At 32.6% G+C, this 18,832-nt stretch carries 17 protein-coding genes and 1 pseudogene; 7 read left to right on the top strand and 11 right to left on the bottom strand.

Annotation, left to right across the window (positions count from 1 at the left end):
* Positions 1–12 precede the first annotated feature (12 nt).
* Entirely contained in the window at positions 13–1,158 is a 1,146-nt protein-coding gene (locus DKT72_RS07860; protein ID WP_111308186.1) for a lycopene cyclase family protein, read from the top strand.
* Between the two features lies 1 nt (position 1,159).
* On the opposite strand, the pseudogene DKT72_RS18510 reads toward DKT72_RS07860, so the two are convergent.
* From DKT72_RS18510 to mazG, 3 genes and pseudogenes are all read right to left on the bottom strand, one after another.
* A pseudogene (locus tag DKT72_RS18510) lies at positions 1,160–2,112 on the bottom strand (D-2-hydroxyacid dehydrogenase).
* A gap of 50 nt (positions 2,113–2,162) precedes the next feature.
* Positions 2,163–2,720: a TlpA family protein disulfide reductase gene (locus tag DKT72_RS07850; protein WP_111308185.1), complete on the bottom strand. Its 558-nt coding sequence runs from the start codon at positions 2,718–2,720 to the stop codon at positions 2,163–2,165.
* A 2-nt stretch (positions 2,721–2,722) separates the two neighbouring features.
* On the bottom strand, positions 2,723–3,502 hold the full coding sequence (mazG, locus tag DKT72_RS07845) for a nucleoside triphosphate pyrophosphohydrolase (protein ID WP_111308184.1): 780 nt from the start codon (positions 3,500–3,502) through the stop codon (positions 2,723–2,725).
* 96 nt (positions 3,503–3,598) lie between these two features.
* Here mazG and DKT72_RS07840 point away from each other — a divergent pair, with 96 nt between their 5' ends.
* Positions 3,599–4,078 (top strand): hypothetical protein, encoded by a 480-nt coding sequence (locus tag DKT72_RS07840; protein ID WP_162623265.1) that lies wholly within the window; start codon positions 3,599–3,601, stop codon positions 4,076–4,078.
* 78 nt (positions 4,079–4,156) lie between these two features.
* Here DKT72_RS07840 and DKT72_RS07835 read toward each other — a convergent pair whose 3' ends face one another.
* From DKT72_RS07835 to DKT72_RS07815, 5 genes are all read right to left on the bottom strand, one after another.
* Positions 4,157–6,427 carry an aconitate hydratase gene (locus DKT72_RS07835; protein ID WP_111308182.1) on the bottom strand — a complete coding sequence of 757 codons (2,271 nt, stop codon included), beginning with the start codon at positions 6,425–6,427 and terminating at the stop codon, positions 4,157–4,159.
* Positions 6,428–6,599: 172 nt separating this feature from the next.
* Entirely contained in the window at positions 6,600–7,553 is a 954-nt protein-coding gene (locus DKT72_RS07830) for an AAA family ATPase (RefSeq protein WP_111308181.1), read from the bottom strand.
* A 4-nt stretch (positions 7,554–7,557) separates the two neighbouring features.
* Complete coding sequence (locus DKT72_RS07825; RefSeq protein WP_111308180.1) at positions 7,558–9,018, bottom strand: peptidylprolyl isomerase; 1,461 nt, start codon at positions 9,016–9,018, stop codon at positions 7,558–7,560.
* Complete coding sequence (locus tag DKT72_RS07820; protein WP_220628096.1) at positions 8,981–9,826, bottom strand: peptidyl-prolyl cis-trans isomerase; 846 nt, start codon at positions 9,824–9,826, stop codon at positions 8,981–8,983. The genes DKT72_RS07825 and DKT72_RS07820 overlap by 38 nt, the downstream gene beginning before the upstream one ends.
* Entirely contained in the window at positions 9,827–11,782 is a 1,956-nt protein-coding gene (locus tag DKT72_RS07815; protein WP_111308179.1) for a peptidylprolyl isomerase, read from the bottom strand. It abuts the gene before it with no gap.
* A gap of 148 nt (positions 11,783–11,930) precedes the next feature.
* On the opposite strand from DKT72_RS07815, the gene DKT72_RS07810 reads away from it, so the two are divergent.
* Positions 11,931–12,170 (top strand): hypothetical protein, encoded by a 240-nt coding sequence (locus DKT72_RS07810; RefSeq protein WP_111308178.1) that lies wholly within the window; start codon positions 11,931–11,933, stop codon positions 12,168–12,170.
* Between the two features lie 87 nt (positions 12,171–12,257).
* Entirely contained in the window at positions 12,258–12,632 is a 375-nt protein-coding gene (locus tag DKT72_RS07805) for a hypothetical protein (RefSeq protein WP_111308177.1), read from the top strand.
* Between the two features lie 81 nt (positions 12,633–12,713).
* Here DKT72_RS07805 and DKT72_RS07800 read toward each other — a convergent pair whose 3' ends face one another.
* From DKT72_RS07800 to DKT72_RS07790, 3 genes are read right to left on the bottom strand one after another with little or no spacing between them, the layout of a single operon-like run.
* A complete protein-coding gene (locus DKT72_RS07800) occupies positions 12,714–13,799 on the bottom strand; it encodes a hypothetical protein (protein WP_111308176.1) in 1,086 nt (361 codons plus the stop codon).
* A gap of 41 nt (positions 13,800–13,840) precedes the next feature.
* Entirely contained in the window at positions 13,841–14,563 is a 723-nt protein-coding gene (locus tag DKT72_RS07795) for a hypothetical protein (RefSeq protein WP_111308175.1), read from the bottom strand.
* Complete coding sequence (locus DKT72_RS07790; protein WP_235841642.1) at positions 14,550–15,125, bottom strand: RNA polymerase sigma factor; 576 nt, start codon at positions 15,123–15,125, stop codon at positions 14,550–14,552. Before DKT72_RS07790 ends, DKT72_RS07795 begins: the two co-directional genes overlap by 14 nt.
* 294 nt (positions 15,126–15,419) lie before the next feature.
* On the opposite strand from DKT72_RS07790, the gene DKT72_RS07785 reads away from it, so the two are divergent.
* Genes DKT72_RS07785 through DKT72_RS07775 form a run of 3 tightly spaced genes read left to right on the top strand, consistent with a single transcriptional unit; the run spans position 15,420 to position 18,788 of the window.
* Complete coding sequence (locus DKT72_RS07785) at positions 15,420–16,862, top strand: circularly permuted type 2 ATP-grasp protein (RefSeq protein WP_111308174.1); 1,443 nt, start codon at positions 15,420–15,422, stop codon at positions 16,860–16,862.
* Positions 16,863–16,881: 19 nt separating this feature from the next.
* Positions 16,882–17,808: an alpha-E domain-containing protein gene (locus DKT72_RS07780; RefSeq protein ID WP_111308173.1), complete on the top strand. Its 927-nt coding sequence runs from the start codon at positions 16,882–16,884 to the stop codon at positions 17,806–17,808.
* 11 nt (positions 17,809–17,819) lie between these two features.
* A complete protein-coding gene (locus DKT72_RS07775) occupies positions 17,820–18,788 on the top strand; it encodes a transglutaminase family protein (RefSeq protein WP_111308172.1) in 969 nt (322 codons plus the stop codon).
* The last annotated feature ends 44 nt before the right edge of the window (positions 18,789–18,832 follow it).

Raw genomic sequence — 18,832 nt, 5'->3', positions numbered from 1 at the left:
TCTAACTTTAGAATGACAAACTACACCCATTTCGATTATATCATTATTGGAAATGGTTTGGCAGGTTTACAACTAGCCCTAAAATTTGCGTCCGATTCCTTTTTTAATGACAAGAAAATCGCTTTAATTGATCCTTCTAAAAAAAACAGCAATGACAAAACATGGAGCTTTTGGGAAAAACTTCCATCGCAATGGGATAGTATTGTTTACAAATCATGGTCTCGTGCCACAATAAAAACCTCAAAGAAAACAATAGCATTAAATCTCCAACCTTATACCTATAAAACCATTCGAGGTATTGATTTTTACAACCATGCCAAAACGCTGCTAAACCAACACAAAAACATTCATTTTATTTTAGAAACCGTTGAATACACGGAAGAAACTTTCCATGTGCTTGTAAAAACCGATAAACATATTTACACAGCTTCGCATGTTTTTGATAGTCGAATCCCTGAAACCTTCCTAAAAACTGCTTCAAAACACACTAGCATCAAACAACATTTCAAAGGCTGGATAATTAAAACTAAGGCACCCACTTTTGATAAAGATTCTATCATTATGATGGATTATAGATTAAAGGATGGCGAACAAACTACCTTTACTTATGTATTACCTTTTTCTGAAACCGAAGCTTTGGTGGAGTTCACTTATTTCACGGAAAACATCGTGAATGAAACTGTTTACGACCATTTCATAAATACATATATTAAAAATTTCCTTAAAATTGATACTTATACTATTACTGAAACCGAAAAAGGTATAATCCCCATGACGAATTTCCCATTTGAAGATTTCAACACCAAAGGCATCACAAAAATTGGCACTGGTGGAGGTTGGGTAAAAGGCTCTACAGGGTATTCATTTAAGCATACTGAAAAAAAGGTTGCTTTAATTTTAACGAACTTGAAAGCAAACAAAGATGCTTCACATAAATTATTCAAAAGAAAGTTTAAATTTTATGACAAAGTATTCTTGAAAGTTTTAAAAGATGAAAATCACAAAGGCGAATGGATTTTTCAACAATTTTATGATAAAAATTCCACACAAACTATATTTCGCTTTTTAGATGAAGAATCTACTTTTACAGAAGAACTTAAAATTATGTGGTCCTTATTTTCTTGGTCCTTTATAAAAGCCTTTTTTAAAACACTTTAATTTATTTTATAACATTTACGGGCGTTCCGTTTATATAGGCTTTCAGATTATTAGTAACAATAGCCATCATACGCGTTCGCGATTCCTTAGTGGCCCAAGCAATATGAGGTGTGATGATGCAATTTTTCGCTTTTAGTAATGGATTGTTTTCAAGCATTGGTTCGGAAGACACCACATCCATCGCAGCCATCGCAACTTTACCGGAGTTCAAAGCATTTTTTAAATCTTCTTCAACAATTAAACCACCTCTAGACGTGTTGATGAGCATCACTTCGTCTTTCATCTTGGAAATATTTTGTTTATTGATGATGCCTTTTGTGCTTTCAGTCAAAGGACAATGTAAACTTATAATATCTGATTTTTCAAATAATTCTTCCAGTTCCACGTACCTACAGGTATCAGATTCCAAAGAAAAATCCTTACTTCTATTATAGTTAAACCAAAAGCCTGTGCCAATTTTGCTGTAGTCTGACCTATACGTCCAAATCCAATAATCCCCATCGTTTTTCCCGCAAGTTCCATAAGTGGTGTATTCCAGAAGCAAAAGTCCAATGATTTTGTCCATTCTCCCTCTTTGACCGCTCTGTTATGATCGCCAATGTGATGGCACATTTCCAGCAATAGACCCATTGTAAACTGTGATACAGAAGCGGTGCTATAATCGGGTACATTTGTAACTAAAACATTTAATTTATTGGCGGTTTCCATATCTATAATGTTATAGCCAGTTGCCAAAACCCCTATGTATTTAAGGTTAGGAACTTTGTCAAGGATCTCTTTCTCCAGAGGCACTTTGTTGGTAAATACCACTTCGGCTTCACCAATAGCTTCAATGACTTTTTCGGAATTAAAATCCATACGATCGTAAACTTTTAAATCACCAAATTGTTTTAGGCCATCCCACGTTAAGTCGCCCGGATTTAAAGTGAACCCATCTAAAACCACTATTTTCATTGTCTTAACTTTTATATAATTACTGCTTTAGAGAAATATTCTAATAAAAATTATTTCAATAAACCATCAATGGTATTTCTAACGATATCACTACTCCAATTAACAGCACCACTTTCGTCGACAATGATGTTTCCTTCTTTATCAATTAAAAACGTTCTAGGAATGGAAGTAACATCAAAAATTTCAGAATAATTACTGATGGGACGATATGTGTCGAAGGTATAACCGTGCTTCCCTAAAAAAGGATTGATTTCATTCAATCCATCATTCGTCACAAAAAGAAATACTATTTTGTCTTTATAATCATCATAAAGCTTTTGTAAACTGGGCATTTCGGCAATACATGGCGGACACCACGTAGCCCAAAAATTGATTAATATAATTCTCCCTTTGGCTTCTTTGAGATTGTAAATCGTATTATTTCCATTCCTTAAGTTCCAGTTATAGTCTGTTAACCTAGCTGTTGTTTCTTTTTCTTCAACAGAAGGTTTGTTGATTAGCATCATGCCTTTTTGCAACAACACTTGAATGGGTTTTCTCGTCTGCGGAATGATTAAAACAACCAAGATGACCAAAAAAACAATGTTTTTTATTTTGCTTTTGTCCATAATTAGGCATCAGATTTTTTAGCTTCTTCCCAAAAGACATCCATTTCTGCCAACGTCATATCCTTTAGTGATTTGTTAATCGCCTTAGCTTTTTCTTCAAGATATTGAAACCGCTTTGAAAACTTTTTGTTGGTGCGTTCTAAGGCGTTTTCTGGGTTTATTTTTAAAAATCTGGCATAGTTAACCATAGAGAACAACACATCACCAAATTCACTTTCCATAGCGTTTTTATCTCCCAATTCTACTTCTGTTTTAAATTCATTTAGTTCTTCTTGTACCTTTTCCCAAACTTGTTCTGGTTGTTCCCAATCAAACCCAACGCCTGCTACTTTTTCTTGAATCCTGTTGGCTTTTACCAATGCTGGCAAACTTTTCGGCACGCCTTCTAAAACACTTTTTTTACCTTCCTTCAATTTTAAATTTTCCCAATTACGTTTGACATCTTCTTCATTTTCCACTTTTACATCACCATAAATGTGAGGATGCCTGTGAATTAATTTGTCGCAAATACTATTGCAGACATCGGCAATATCAAAATCGTTGGTTTCACTGCCAATTTTAGAATAGAATACAATGTGCAATAGCACATCACCCAATTCCTTTTTAACTTCTTCTAAATCATTATCCAAAATCGCATCCCCCAATTCATAGGTTTCCTCAATGGTGAGATGACGTAAGGTTTCCATAGTCTGTTTTTTATCCCATGGACATTGCGCCCTTAACTCATCCATAATGGTTAATAATCTGTCGAAAGCTTTTAGCTGATGTTCTCTTGTATTCATAAAACGTGTTTTGGTAAAAATACGATTATATAAATTTATTGAATTATTTCACGCAACCAAATTCACATTAAACCATCTAATAATAAACACATTAAAATGAAAAAAACTTCCACACTTATTTTTTTGTCAATTCTAATGCTTAATTGCAGTTCCAGTGATACTTTAGAAACAAAAAACGAAATTATATTCGGTGAAATTTCCGGACTATGCGGTGGAGATTGTCGAAATTTATTTTTATTAACCAATACAAATATTTATGAAGACTCTAACACCGATACATTTGGTGAATTTATAGAACTCAGTGATTGGGAAAATACGACTTTTGAAAAAAAACCCTTGCCAAATGAAAAATTTGAACTTGCTAAGGTTCTTTTAGAAATTCCTGAAGGCTTATTCAAATTAGAAAACACCGTACTTGACCAACAAATTTATGCAGATGTTGATTTTTTTATTCATATCAAAAAGGGTAACAAAACCCAAACCCTCGTTTTTGATAAACCCCACGATAAAGCAGATAATACAAGTAAATTATATTTAGAAAAATTAATTGAAATTAGCTTACAATTAAGAGATTAGTCAATATAAATCTTATACATTATAAATTAAAAAATCCAGCTTAAGGCTGGATTTTTTCTAATTTATAACATCATAAATCTATGATGCATTCTGTATTTTAATTAAATTTAAAGCAGATCCTTCATTATACCAACCAATTTGAGCATCGTTATATGTATGGTTTAGTTTAATTAAATCTTTACTTCCATCAGCATGTACAGCTTCCAACGTTAATTGTTTATCTGGAGCAAATTCATTTAAATCTAAGAAGTTAAATGTATCATCTTCTTGGATTAAATCGTAATCAGTTTCATTAGCAAACGTCAATCCTAACATCCCTTGTTTTTTAAGGTTTGTTTCGTGGATACGTGCAAACGATTTTACAATAACCGCAGCAACCCCTAAGAATCTTGGTTCCATTGCCGCATGCTCTCTTGAAGACCCTTCTCCATAGTTATGGTCACCTACAACAATCGTTTTAATGCCTTTCGCTTTATATTGACGCTGTACATCTGGCACACCACCATATTCTCCAGTTAATTGATTTTTAACAAAGTTTGTTTTTTGATTGTATGCATTTACAGCACCTATCAAACAGTTGTTAGAAATATTATCTAAATGTCCACGGAAACGTAACCAAGGTCCAGCCATAGAAATATGGTCTGTGGTACATTTTCCAAATGCTTTAATTAATAATTTAGCACCTGTAATGGTATTCCCAATAGGCTCAAACGGCTCTAATAATTGTAATCTTTCAGAATCTTCTGCTACTTTTACCTCCACATGACTTCCATCGGCCTCTGGAGCTAAATAGCCATTATCTTTCACCTCAAAACCTTTTGGTGGTAATTCCCATCCAGTTGGTTCATCAAACATCACTTCTTGACCATCTTCGTTAATTAACTTGTCAGTCATCGGATTAAAATCCAAACGACCAGCTATAGCAATCGCAGCGGTGATCTCTGGAGACGCTACAAACGCATGTGTGTTTGGGTTTCCATCGGCACGCTTCGCAAAGTTTCTATTGAATGAATGCACAATGCTATTTTTTGGTGCATTTTTAGGATCGCTATATCTCGCCCATTGACCAATACATGGCCCACAAGCATTTGTGAATATTTTAGCATCCAATTTTTCAAACACTTGAAGAATACCATCACGTTCAGCAGTATATCTTACCTGTTCAGAACCAGGGTTGATACCCAATTCAGATTTCATCTTAATACCTTTATCTAATGCTTGTTGTGCAATGGAAGCTGCACGAGATAAATCTTCGTAAGATGAGTTGGTACAAGACCCAATTAATCCCCATTCCACAGCAATTGGCCAATCATTAGCTTTAGCTTTTTCACTCATATCTTTACCAACAGTCGTTGATAAGTCTGGAGTAAAAGGACCGTTCAACAAAGGCCCTAATTCCGATAAATTGATTTCTATAACTTGATCGAAATACTGTTCTGGGTTTGCATATACCTCAGCATCCGCAGTAAGATAACTTTTTACTTTATTAGCAGCATCAGCAACATCGGCTCTATCCGTAGAACGTAAATAACGCTCCATAGAGTCATCATAACCAAATGTCGATGTGGTAGCGCCAATTTCAGCACCCATATTACAAATGGTTCCTTTACCAGTACAAGACATCGCTGTGGCACCTGGTCCAAAATATTCAACAATAGCACCCGTTCCACCTTTAACAGTAAGAATTTCAGCTACTTTTAAAATCACATCTTTTGGTGCTGTCCAACCAGATAATTTTCCCGTTAACTTCACACCGATTAATTTAGGGAATTTTAATTCCCAAGCCATACCTGCCATCACATCAACAGCATCTGCTCCACCAACCCCAATAGCAACCATGCCTAAACCACCAGCATTTACTGTGTGAGAATCTGTACCGATCATCATACCTCCAGGGAAGGCATAATTTTCTAACACCACTTGGTGAATAATACCAGCACCTGGTTTCCAGAAACCAATACCATATTTATTTGAAACGGATTCTAAGAAGTCAAAAACCTCACTACTTACGCTGTTAGCATGTTTTAAATCTACCGCCGCACCTTCTTTAGCCTGAATTAAGTGATCGCAATGTACTGTAGTTGGCACTGCTACTTTACTTTTACCAGCTTGCATAAATTGTAATAACGCCATTTGTGCTGTAGCATCTTGACAAGCAATACGGTCTGGAGCGAAATCCACATAATCCTTTCCTCTAGTAAAAGCCTTCGTTGGAGTTCCATCCCATAGGTGATTGTATAATATTTTTTCAGAAAGCGTTAGCGGTTTTCCTACTACTTCACGGGCTTTATCTACACGCTCTGCCATTTTGGTGTAAACACCCTTAATCATGTCTATGTCAAATGCCATAATTCTATATTATTTATTTCGGTTTTTAATATTGCAAATTACAAAATTAATGTAAAGTTTTAAAAATAAACGCTTCAATACAAAAAGCTGCCATATTAATTTATTATAGTAACATAATAAATTAATATGATTAGGTTTTTAATACTTTTTCTGGGGAAATAATGATTATTATTTAAAACAAACTCTTTATAATTTGTTCTTCAGTAACGCTTTCTGCTTCTGCCTTGTAGTTTTTTATAATTCTGTGCCTTAATATACTATGTGCTACAGCTTGAACATTTTCTATATCAGGTGAAAACTTCCCGAGGATAGCCGCATGAGTCTTCGCAGCCAATATTAAATTTTGTGAAGCTCTTGGGCCTGCTCCCCAATCAATATAAGTTTTTACTAAATTATTTGCTGCATCGCTATTTGGTCTTGTTTTACCAACCATGGATACGGCATATTCAATCACATTATCTGGCACAGGAATACGACGTATTAAATGCTGAAATCCCACTATTTCTTCAGCTGAAAACAAAGCATTTATTTTTGATTGTTCATCGTTTGTTGTTGCTTTTACCACTTGAACCTCTTCTTCAAAAGAAGGATAGTCTAAATTAATAGCAAACATAAAACGATCTAATTGCGCTTCAGGTAATGGATAGGTTCCTTCTTGTTCTATAGGGTTTTGTGTTGCCAACACAAAATAAGGCAAGCTTAATTTATAATGGTGTCCCGCCACAGTAACCGAGCGTTCTTGCATAGCTTCCAACAACGCTGCTTGAGTTTTAGGTGGAGTTCTATTTATCTCATCTGCTAAGATAATATTAGCAAAAATAGGGCCTTTTATAAACTTAAAATGTCGGTCTTCGTCAAGAATTTCGCTACCAAGAATATCACTTGGCATTAAATCGGGTGTGAATTGAATGCGTTTAAAATCTAAGCCCAACGCTTGAGCTATGGTGTTCACCATTAAGGTTTTCGCCAAACCTGGCACGCCTATAAGTAATGAATGTCCACCAGAAAATATAGAAATTAATATTTGGTTTACTACCTCATCTTGACCAATAATAACTTTGGCTATTTCTTTTTTAAGTTCTTTATATTTTTCTACAAATTGTTTTACAGCAGTGACATCTGACATATGCTTACTTTTTTAACCAATTACTAGAAAAATCACAATCTTTATAGCTATCGCCAATCTTAATATAGGTATCCATGATTTTCTCTTCCTGCCACTTTTCAATCGCTTTGATTCGTTTCTCATTAAGAGCAAGTTCTTTAATTTTCAAATAATCTTTAGCATAGTCTGCTTCATGATCATCTATTCTATCCGTTACCGTTAATATTTTAAATTTCACTTGACCTGTTCTTTCGGTTTCTGTTACCACAGGACTCACCTCATTATCCTTCAAATTCTGAATTTGAGTGTACAATTCTGTATCCATTTTAGTCAACTCAAATTTATAATCTTGAGTTTTCGGATTAATCATTTGTCCGCCATCGCCCCTGGTTTCTTTTCTATCGCTAGACTCTCTGGCAGCTTCAGCAAAAGTAATATCTCCAGAAACGATACTTTGTCTTATTTTATCAATACGTTCTTTCGCTTCTTTTAAAGCCTCATCAGACACTTTAGGAATCAAAAGAATGTGGCTTACGTCATATTCTTTTCCCCTTACTTTCTCAAGGTATATAATATGAAACCCAAACTCTGTTTCAAACGGGTCTGAAATATCTCCCTCTTGCATTGAAAATGCAACTTCCCTAAACTCTTTAACCATTCTAGGTTTATCCCTGTTCATGGTACCTAATTTACCTCCCAATCGAGCCGATTCTTTATCATCAGAGTACAATACGGCTTTTGTACGGAAACTGGCACCATTTTCAACAACATCTTTTTTAAACTCATTTAATCGGTCAATAATCTTTTGCTTCTCTTCAGCAGATATTTTGGGTTCTACAACTATTTCAGCAACTTTTAGTTCGGTACCAAATGTTGGTCTTTGTTCTTTTGGAATTTTATTAAAAAACTGTCTTACTTCTTCTGGTGTTATTTCAACCTCTTCTACAATTTTCTCTTGCATTTTACTAGAAAGCTTGTTGTTTTTTATAGCTTCAAACATTTCTTCTCTGAGCGTTTTTTCATCTTCCTTTTTATAAATTGCCAAAAGACGCTCCATAGATCCGTTTGTTGACTGTAGAAATCGTTCAAGCGTATAATCTACTTCTGCCCGAACTTCAGCATCAGAAACTATAATACTGTCTTGAATGGCGTGATGTGCGTATAGTTTAGATTCTAATATTTTTCCAAATAATTGGCAATCTGTTACATCTTCTAAATCTGCACCTCCAGCTATTAATTGTTCTCTTTCTTTCGGCACATCGGATTCTAGAACAATAAAATCACCTACCACAGCCGCAACGCCGTCTATTTTACGAGGTTTGAATACCTCTGAAGAATCTACTTTTACCTCTACAGGCTTTTCAACCTTTTCATCCTCAATAATTTCTTGAGCTGATATAACATTTATAAAGAACAATGTTAAGCTTAATGTGATTATGTGTTTCAAATTAATTGTAAATTTCAAATTGTTTATTTTTAATAGCATCTTTAGTAATGTCCTTTTCTAATTCTCTAATTATTTCCAACTTCCTTTTATTAATAACGATTTGGTCTATAGTAGGTTTTACGTATTCTAATGGAGCGGTATCATTACGCAATAATACATCATTAATTTGCATCAAATATACTCCTAATGAATCTTTGAGCTGTATAAAATTAGATTTTTTTAACAGTTCGTTTCTGTTTTCTGGTGTGATGACTGAAATTTTGGCAACTACCTGGCTTGCTTTAACCCAAATAGAATCTTTTAAAGAATAGGATTTAAACTGAATGGATAAAGAATCCAACTCTTCTCTATCTTTTAAATTAAAGCGTTTAAACTTTTGCTCAATATCTTTATAATTAATAATATTTTCTTTTACATGAATATAACGAAACTTAAGAAGATCTTCATTTAATTTAAAAACATCTTTATTTAAATCATAATATTTCTCAGCTTCTTGTGTTGTTACCACAGTATCTATACTTCTTTTAACCAAAGCTTCAATATAGGCTTTTGTGTATAAATCGTTTTTATACTGCACGACTAACTTATCGAACGCTTCTTGTTTTTCTTCACTTAAATTTCGCATGGCACCATCTACAAATAATTGTTGGGTGGCCCATTTATTAATAAAATTTTGAACTAAAAGAATACTGTCTTCTTTACTGGTATCTTCAGATACTAAATCTTTAATATCATCAAAATATAAATAGCTATCATTAACTCGCGCAACAACTTTTCTGTCGTCAACTTTTTTAAAAAAGTGACAGGATGTAACTAATACAAATATTATAATGATTCTAAAACGCACCTACTTGTTGTTAATTTGATTTTTTACTTTATTTAATGATTCTTGATTCACTATTACTTTATATTTTGCTTTTAATTCATCAAGCCAGTTGTTCTCTTTAACAACTTGATAATCTGAAATCACTTCACCTCTAGCTTCCTCAAAACTTTTTAATCGTTTTGGCAGTATATCTTTAACTTGAACAATAACGAAGGCATCATGATGTTTATATATTTTAGAAATGCCTTCTTTAAATTGAAAATTATCAGGAAGTGCTTGATGTCTGGCATCCATAACATCTGCAGTAAAAAGCACCTGAATTTCACCATTATTATTTACAAGAGTTTTTATATCTTCCAAACTCATATTTGAAGCCAATAATTTAGAGACTCTTTTTATCACATTTTTTTTTGCGGAAGATGCTACAATAGCCTCTATTCTTTCTGGAAAAAAGTATTTTTCTTTATGGTTTTCGTAATAATTTTGAATGGCCAAAGAATCTGATTTTGAAGTATTCCAAAGAGCATTTTCCATCAAATCAAACAATAACAACCCATCTCTATATTCACTAACTATATTGGCAAAATCCTCGTTTTCATATTCCAGGTTATCTTCTTGGTATTGCACCAAACTGGCATTCAAAAATGAATGATATGCTTTTGTAATAATATCTATATACGTTTCTTTTATAGACGCATTATGTTGGTTTTTTACTAAAAAATCGCCAAAATCTTTATACGTGATTTGTTTGTTTCCAATTTTAAATAAAGGTTTCTCTCCATCAAAACCTTGCGGCAATTGCCAAGAACGCTTAAAATAATGTCCATCTAAAATAGAAGCAAAATAAGCTAACGCAGGTTGCTCGTCGCTAACATGATACTTTACTTTTAGTTTATTGTATAATGCTTCATCAATTATTTTAGAACGGTCATCCCGTTTTACTTGAGCTTCTAATTGGGATTTTAAATTTTGAAAAGTCTCTACTGGTTTTTTGTCATAAAGCTTAACAATATGCCAACCAAAATTACTTTTAAATGGTTTTGACACGTCTCCTACATTAGTTAAACCAAAAGCTACATCTTCAAATTCTTGAGAGCTTAACTGACCCGCAGTAAAAGGCGATAACAGACCTCCCTTGGAAGCTGAACTTGTATCATCGGAAAATTGTTTTGCCAATGCTTCAAAAGCTTCGCCTTGATTGAGCTTTTTATAAATTTCTTGAATTCTAATTTCAGAATTATTAGCAATGCTATCTCCTTTTTTATCAACTACCATAATATGGGCTACGGTGCGTTCCCCTCGAGACTTACGCTTATCTAACACATAAACAACATGGTAACCAAATTGGGTTCTAAAAGGTTGAGATATCTCGCCTATATTCGTATTATAAGCTGCGGTTTCAAATGGATAAACCATTTTAAAAGCTGAAAAATAGCCCAAGTTTTCACCAAAAACAGTTTGACCATTGTGTACTTCCTTCCTAACGGTTTCAAACCCTTCCTTCAATGCTCTATCTCGAAACTTCAAAATAGTATTATACGCTTCTAAAGTATCTTGTGGAGTGGCATTCTGGTTTATTTTCACTAATATATGGGACGCTTTTACTTCGTTTGAAACTCTATTATAAGCTTCTTCTACCAAAGCTTCGGTCACATTGGTATCGGTTACAAAATTTTGTGCAAGTTGTTGTTTGTAACTTGTTAATTCTCTATTATAGGATGGTTTTTTATCAAACCCCAATGATTTAGCTTCTTTAAGCTTTAGCTTATAATTGATAAACATATTTAAATATTCATCAACATTTTTTTGCGATTCGTCTTGAACCAAATCCAAATTCTTATTATAAACCCTAATAAATTCAGAGGTATAAATAGAGTCTCCATCAACACTAAAGAGAACTTCCTTATTTTTTGATTGCGCTTGACCTTCTAATAAAAACAATGTCAATAAAAAAACAGAAAAATACTTCAGCTTCATGTAATGTTTTAAATTTTAGAATAGTGACAAAAATACTAATATTAACCTATAATGCAAGTTGCATTAACAAACGTTTAAAAAGCTTTTATATTATTATGGGATCTCTAATAAAATGAAGTTTTATATTTGCTTTTCAAAATACAAAACAATGCGCAAATTAAAGCTTATTTGGGATTTTCGTGGACCTGATGCCTATAAAATTGCACAACATCATGAAAAACATTTAAAAGAGTATATACTTACTGAAAAACTAACTATTTCAATTACTGGCACCGAAATTTTAAATGACACCCATAGCACAGCTTTTTTAGTCGTAAATGAAGACCAAATGAAACCTATTAGAGATGCTTTAAAACCTCATAGAGGACAGGTTTATATTGAAAATTGAAAAATTACTGACATTTAAGACTTTATGATATTCGTCATATTTTCTTTCATGAAATCATAATACTTTTGAATTAGTAATCATGATATTATGAAATCCAATGTTTATAAATGGTCGCGAATTGTTTTAGGATTATTTCTAATGATATATGCCTTAAATCAATTTTTACATTTTTTACCAACTTCCTACGGACAAATGCCAGAAGACTCGAGGTATTTTATTGATGCCATTGCCATGTACTTACCTTATTTATATATTTTTGAAATGGTAATTGGTTTACTTCTGGTTACAAATAAATGGACCCCATTTATAGTGATTGTATTATTTCCTTTAACAGTATCGTTCTTGATTTTCAATATGACTAACAATGATATTAGTAAATTTTGGCCAGCTGTAGTTGTTGCCTTTTTAAATATTATACTACTAATCAATAATAGTAAAAAGTACAAACCTCTTTTTTCATAAAGTTTTTAGGATGTTTTTTTTAGTAAAAAAAGCGATGGAAAAAATTCCATCGCTTTTTTGCTTCTTCATTTATGAGTTCATTTAATCCATATCAAATCTTACTCCAATAGAAATATTATTTTGTTTAATAGCTTGATTGTTAAAAATGGGTGATAAATCATATTTAACATATAATGCTGTATCACCAAAAGCTATATAGCCACTAACTCCATATACTAAATTAGTGGTGTTAAAACCTCGTTTTTGTTTTTCCTTTGTGCGCTCCCCATCAATTTCATATTTTAATTTTTGGCGTGTCCCTATATTAAACCCACCATAACCGCCCAAGCCTATTTTAAATTTATTGTTAGTGGAATATCTCATATAATCATCTTTTTCTATTTTTTTGGAAGGCCCAAACTCAAAATGAACTGGAAATACTAAGTTAGAAACAGATAATTTTGCTTTTTTCAATTCATAAGGAAAGTTTTCAAGAACGGTTTGATTGCCTTGTTGAACAAAATAATTATTGTCATTTGGCTTTAATCCGTTTATTTGAAGGGACACACCATACTTCAACCTCATAAAATTACTATTATCAAACACACGAGTTTTCCAAGCCCAACCCATTTCAAAAAAACGTGAGCCCCCAAACTTATAAGGCGAATCATTTAAGCTCTCACCTTCTATAATGGCATTGTTGAAACCGAAAGCTAATACAAAATCGCTTGAAGTACGTCTATCATATTTTCTTATTTTAGGCTTGTCATTTTCCTCTTTCCCTAAATAAATAAAACCAACATCGCCACCTTCACTTCCTCCAATTCTAAATGTTAACTTATCTTCTCTAATATCATTATCAATCTTTTGATTTCTTTCTAAAAGCGCTATTGTATTATCAACTATTGCTATTCTGTTTTCAATATTCATAGTGGTTTTTTTTGCAGCCTCCATTTTTAGATTCTCAGCCTCTTGACCTGTAATATCCCCATTATCAAGTTTCTTATTAATAGCTTCTACTTCAACTTTTAATTTTTGTTTCTCCTCTTCTTGAATATTGATTTTAGTTTTTTCCAGCAATTCTATATCTCGTTGATTTTTAATTGTTGGAATGGTGTCCTGCGCATTGATTAATTGCATGCTGAATATAAGTACCAACAGTACTAAATTCTTTGTAATTGTTTGCATAACTGTTCGTTTTTTGATTTAATTTTGATTAATGATGAATTTTAATTATTCCGATTGGCTACAGCCGATTTCACAGTACCAAGCCCTTCTTTTAAAGCTTCAAAAACTTTCCTTCTGAATGATTGATCGATATCTGTTTCAACCTCTTGAAGTAACAATCTGGCATCAACCACGCCTGTGGTTTTGTCGATTAATTTATGTAAATTGATTTCTTTTTGTGCTTTGAGCAATAAGATATCAATTTCTGAATCTGTAACCTCTAAATTATTATCCTTTAATGATTTAATTTGTGCAACAACTGCATTGATTTTTTCTTCTTCAAATGTCAATTCATTTGTGGCTACTTCAGCAAGTTTAACCGGTTCTTTTTTTAACTCTTTATATTGTGTATCACTATTATTTGCTACAACAACCTTCTTGTTATTTATTATTTCTTTTTTTAATTCTGGCTCTAGGCTTTTATTAGAATCACGTGTTACAACTTTAATCTTAAATTCTTTTTCACTATCATTTTGTTCAATGCTATTCGGATTATTAACTATAACAGGATTAGCGTCTACATCTTTTTTATAAAATAACGTTGTAACTAATAAAATGCCAACCATACTCGCAGCTAAACCTAACCACCAATAAGATGTGTTTTTGTTTTTTTGGGATTGGTTATCTAAGCGTTCAGATAATGCTTTCCATGCATCTTGAGATGGCTGCAGTGTTCTATTCTCTAACTTTTCTTTTATATGTTCTTCAAATTTATTTGGTGCCATAACTTGTAGTATTTATCTTTTTAATTTTTTCTTGCAATAATTTTCTAGCTTTAAATAATTGCGATTTTGATGTGCCTTCAGTAATCTTAAGCATACTTGCAATTTCATGGTGCTTATAGCCTTCTATAGCATACATAACAAATACTATTTTATAACCTTCTGGTAATTCATCTATAAGTTTTTGTATCTCCGCTACTTCAATAGTTGTGTTTATGCTATCGTCATAATCATTTTCATATGCAACGTCTTCAATTGAAAATTCAATTTGTTTTTGTTGGCGTAAAAACGATATGCTTTCTCTAACCATAATACGCCGTATCCAACCTTCAAAACTGCCTTCATTTTTAAAACTCTTTAAATGGGCAAATACTTTAAAAAACCCATTTAACATGGTGTCTTCAGCATATTGTAAATCGGTAATATAATACCGGCAAACACTGAGCATTTTGGGTGCATGTATTTCAAATAATGCCTGCTGGGCTTCACGGTTATTATCCGCAGCTTTTTTAATGAGGGTGGTTTCGTTTTTATAAAGTTGAATGACTTTCAAAAGTGGCTTCATATGTGTTCTATTTATAAAGACGCTAATAGTGTTTAAAAGGTTGCCTGATGTTTAAAAAAAAATAATCATGTAAAATAATAGCGCAATATTATAAATTAAAGAAAATTTATTTCCTTAACTTTTCACATACATTATGAAGTAATCAATTAAGTTATGCTAAATCTATATATTTAATTTTTTAGTGACGATATTTTTAACAAAAACAAATAAATACTGAATTTTATTTACTTAAAATGCTGATTCATTGAATATTTTTCAGCATTTTTTTACATTTGTTTAGAGACATAAAAACTTATGGAAAACAACAATCTTTTTTCATCATACAACCAACTACCAAGCACCTGGGATGAGATGTACTGCACAGATTCAAAATTACGAGCTCAATATGAGGGGTTTATTGAATATTTAAAAAACACATCTCCCGAAAAACTAACCAAAAAAGAAGAACTCTCTAAGCACTTATTCATGAGTCAAGGTGTTACCTTTACGGTATACAGTGACAATGAAGGTATAGAAAAAATATTTCCTTTTGACATTGTTCCAAGAATTATAACGGCTAATGAGTGGGATAAAATAGAAAAAGGCATAAAACAACGTCTTAAAGCTTTAAACCTTTTTATTAAGGATATATACAACGAACAGTTCATTATTAAAGACGGTATTATACCCGGAGAATTAATTTATTCTTGCCCCAATTTTTTACGTGAAATGAAAGGCGTGAAAGTTCCTTATGATGTGTATGTACATATATCTGGTGTCGATTTAATTCGTAATAATGATGGTGAGTTCTATGTGCTTGAAGATAATTTACGCACACCTTCTGGGGTTAGCTATATGCTAGAAAACAGGGAAATATCTAAGCGCTTATTTCCTGGCATTTTACCAAAAAGTGGTGTACGATCGGTATCTAATTACCCTAACATGCTTTACAAAAAATTAAAGGAACTTTCCAATAATTTAAACCCTAACATTGTCCTTTTAACTCCAGGTATTTATAATTCAGCATATTACGAACACACCACGTTAGCCAGACTTATGGGTATCGAATTGGTTGAGGGCAGCGATTTGGTTGTTAAGAATCATTTTGTCTACATGAAAACCACTAATGGACTAAAACAAGTAGATGTTATTTACAGGCGTGTAGATGACGATTTTTTAGACCCTTTAGAGTTTAACGCCAAAAGTGTTTTAGGAGTTGCTGGTATTATGGATGTTTACAGAAAAGGCAATGTTAATATAGTAAATGCTCCAGGAACAGGCATAGCAGATGATAAAGCCATCTATATCTATGTACCAGATATGATAAAATATTATTTAGGTGAAGAGCCCATTTTAAAAAATATAGAAACCTATCAATTAGGACGACCAGATGAACTCGAATATGTCACAAAAAACATAAAAGACATGGTTATTAAAAAAACGGATGGTAGTGGTGGCTATGGCATGCTAATGGGGCATGAAGCGTCTGACGAAGAAATAAAAGACTATCTAGATAATGTCAAGAAAAAACCTGGAAACTTTATAGCACAGCCTATATTAAGATTATCTACAGCACCATGCTACATAAATGGTCAATTATCTCCGCGCTGTATCGATTTAAGGCCCTTTGCTTTATCTGGTCGAGACGGGATAGATATTTGCCCTGGAGGTCTTACGAGGGTCGCCTTAAAAAAAGGCTCGTTAGTAGTAAATAGTTCTCAAGGAGGCGGCAGTAAAGACACTTGGGTAATTCAATAAAAATTAGAAAAACATACATATGTTAAGTAGAGTAGCGAATAATCTTATTTGGTTGGACAGGTATATGGAACGTGGAAGCGGTATTTTAAATTTACTTAAAGTGAATTTTTATGCCAATCAAGACTCTCCTGAGCTTTTTTCCTGGACACCAATCATTAAAAATTTTACAACTTCAGATAATGAGTTTTACACCGAAGATGCCATAGAGTGTATTGAATTTATGGTGTTTAGTTATGAAAATTCAAACTCTATTATAAACATTATCACCAAAGCCAGAGAAAATGCACGAAGCGTTCAAGAACATATTTCTCGGGAATTATGGCTATGTATAAATAATTATTACCTATATCTAACCAATAAAGATTTACCTAAAAAACTTCGAGAAGATGATCCTATAGAATTTTTGGAAGATCTTAGAAATTATCATTTAATATATAATGGAACTTCCGATATTACCCAAGAAAGAGGTGCTTCTTATTATTTCATGAATGTTGGGAAATTTTTAGAGCGTGTTATTCAAATTTCAGATTTTACAGCCATTAAGCTTGTTGAAATTGGAAAAACATCTGATAGTTTAGAACAAAGCTTTTATTGGAAAAATTTATTGTTATCCATTGGTGGTTATCAGTTATATTTAAAGACCCATAAATCTACTTTTAATGAAGATCATGTGATTAGAATGGTATTTCAAGATAAATTGTTCCCTAGATCGGTCTATTATTGTGTAAACAAATTAAACAGGCACATTAACCAACTTATTGAAAGCGGTGAACTCGAAAAAAATAATATTGAATTTTTACTTGGAAAATTAGAGAGTACTATTAAATACACGACTATTGAAAACATTAACAAGCAAGGTTTACAAAACTTTATAAACGATATTAAAACTGATATTCGTGATATATCGTTAAATATTAATGCCGTCTATTTTTCACAAAATAATTGATTCAATAAATTATGGCAAAGTTCTATATTAAACATCTTACCAAATACACCTATAGTGATAACGTAATTGACGCTGCAAATTTAGTCAGGCTTCATCCTATAAATGATGACTATCAAAAAGTATTGTCTCATACCATAGCCGTTACCAATAATGCTTATATTCAAACATTTAAAGATTTTTATAATAATACGTTCGGAACTTTTATGATAGCCGAACCTCATAAAGAACTTCTTATTGAATCTGAAGTTGAAGTGGTAACTTTTGATAAAATTTTTCCAGACGACAACGTAGCCATCGACAAACAATGGGAAGCATTAAAACCCATGCAAAAGCAAATAGATTTTATTGATTTCATCTTACATAATAAAGCTTTTGCTAATACTCAAGATGTTTTAAATTTAATAGAAACTATTGACACTACTAATCATTCCCCTTATAAAGTGGTTTTACAGCTTTGCGAATATGTATATAAAAACTTTAAATACATTCAAGGAATTACTACGGTAAACTCTACTTTAGATGAAGTTTGGAACTTAAAAGCAGGCGTTTGCCAAGATTTCACCAATGTTTTATTGCAACTAGTTAGACTTATTGGAATTCCTGCTCGCTATGTGAGTGGGTATATATGCCCAAGCGAAGCTATAACACGAGGAGAAGGCGCTACACATGCATGGATTGAAGCTTATATTCCTTTTTATGGCTGGTTTGGTGTAGACCCAACAAACAATGCCATTGCAAACGAAAACCATGTGCGCTTAGCTGTTGGAAGAAGTTATGACGACTGTGCCCCCGTTAAAGGTGTTTTTAAAGGGAATGTCGAAGAATCTTTGTTCGTTAAAGTAGAGGTTAGCACCACAAAAAACAATTATTTAGATTATCCATCTACAAAAGATTTTGTACCAACAACAACTAATAGCTATTTACAAAATCTAGAAATCATTCAGCATCAACAACAGCAACAACAGCAACAACAGCAATAAAGGGTAAACTCTTTTTATGAAATTTCATTATCTTAGTAAGATAT

The sequence above is a fragment of the Confluentibacter sediminis genome, assembly GCF_003258355.1.
Lineage (GTDB): Bacteria > Bacteroidota > Bacteroidia > Flavobacteriales > Flavobacteriaceae > Confluentibacter > Confluentibacter sediminis.
This window is presented reverse-complemented; position numbering and strand designations above follow the sequence as displayed.

Coding starts and splice junctions, on each gene's coding strand:
- DKT72_RS07825 (WP_111308180.1), bottom strand. CDS start 9,018: ATGCTATTAAAAATAAACAATTTGAAATTTACAATTAATTTGAAACAC.
- DKT72_RS07785 (WP_111308174.1), top strand. CDS start 15,420: ATGGAAAACAACAATCTTTTTTCATCATACAACCAACTACCAAGCACC.
- DKT72_RS07775 (WP_111308172.1), top strand. CDS start 17,820: ATGGCAAAGTTCTATATTAAACATCTTACCAAATACACCTATAGTGAT.
- mazG (WP_111308184.1), bottom strand. CDS start 3,502: ATGAATACAAGAGAACATCAGCTAAAAGCTTTCGACAGATTATTAACC.
- DKT72_RS07860 (WP_111308186.1), top strand. CDS start 13: ATGACAAACTACACCCATTTCGATTATATCATTATTGGAAATGGTTTG.
- DKT72_RS07830 (WP_111308181.1), bottom strand. CDS start 7,553: ATGTCAGATGTCACTGCTGTAAAACAATTTGTAGAAAAATATAAAGAA.
- DKT72_RS07840 (WP_162623265.1), top strand. CDS start 3,599: ATGAAAAAAACTTCCACACTTATTTTTTTGTCAATTCTAATGCTTAAT.
- DKT72_RS07850 (WP_111308185.1), bottom strand. CDS start 2,720: ATGGACAAAAGCAAAATAAAAAACATTGTTTTTTTGGTCATCTTGGTT.
- DKT72_RS07795 (WP_111308175.1), bottom strand. CDS start 14,563: ATGGCACCAAATAAATTTGAAGAACATATAAAAGAAAAGTTAGAGAAT.
- DKT72_RS07800 (WP_111308176.1), bottom strand. CDS start 13,799: ATGCAAACAATTACAAAGAATTTAGTACTGTTGGTACTTATATTCAGC.
- DKT72_RS07815 (WP_111308179.1), bottom strand. CDS start 11,782: ATGAAGCTGAAGTATTTTTCTGTTTTTTTATTGACATTGTTTTTATTA.
- DKT72_RS07835 (WP_111308182.1), bottom strand. CDS start 6,427: ATGGCATTTGACATAGACATGATTAAGGGTGTTTACACCAAAATGGCA.
- DKT72_RS07790 (WP_235841642.1), bottom strand. CDS start 15,125: ATGAAGCCACTTTTGAAAGTCATTCAACTTTATAAAAACGAAACCACC.
- DKT72_RS07780 (WP_111308173.1), top strand. CDS start 16,882: ATGTTAAGTAGAGTAGCGAATAATCTTATTTGGTTGGACAGGTATATG.
- DKT72_RS07805 (WP_111308177.1), top strand. CDS start 12,258: ATGAAATCCAATGTTTATAAATGGTCGCGAATTGTTTTAGGATTATTT.
- DKT72_RS07810 (WP_111308178.1), top strand. CDS start 11,931: ATGCGCAAATTAAAGCTTATTTGGGATTTTCGTGGACCTGATGCCTAT.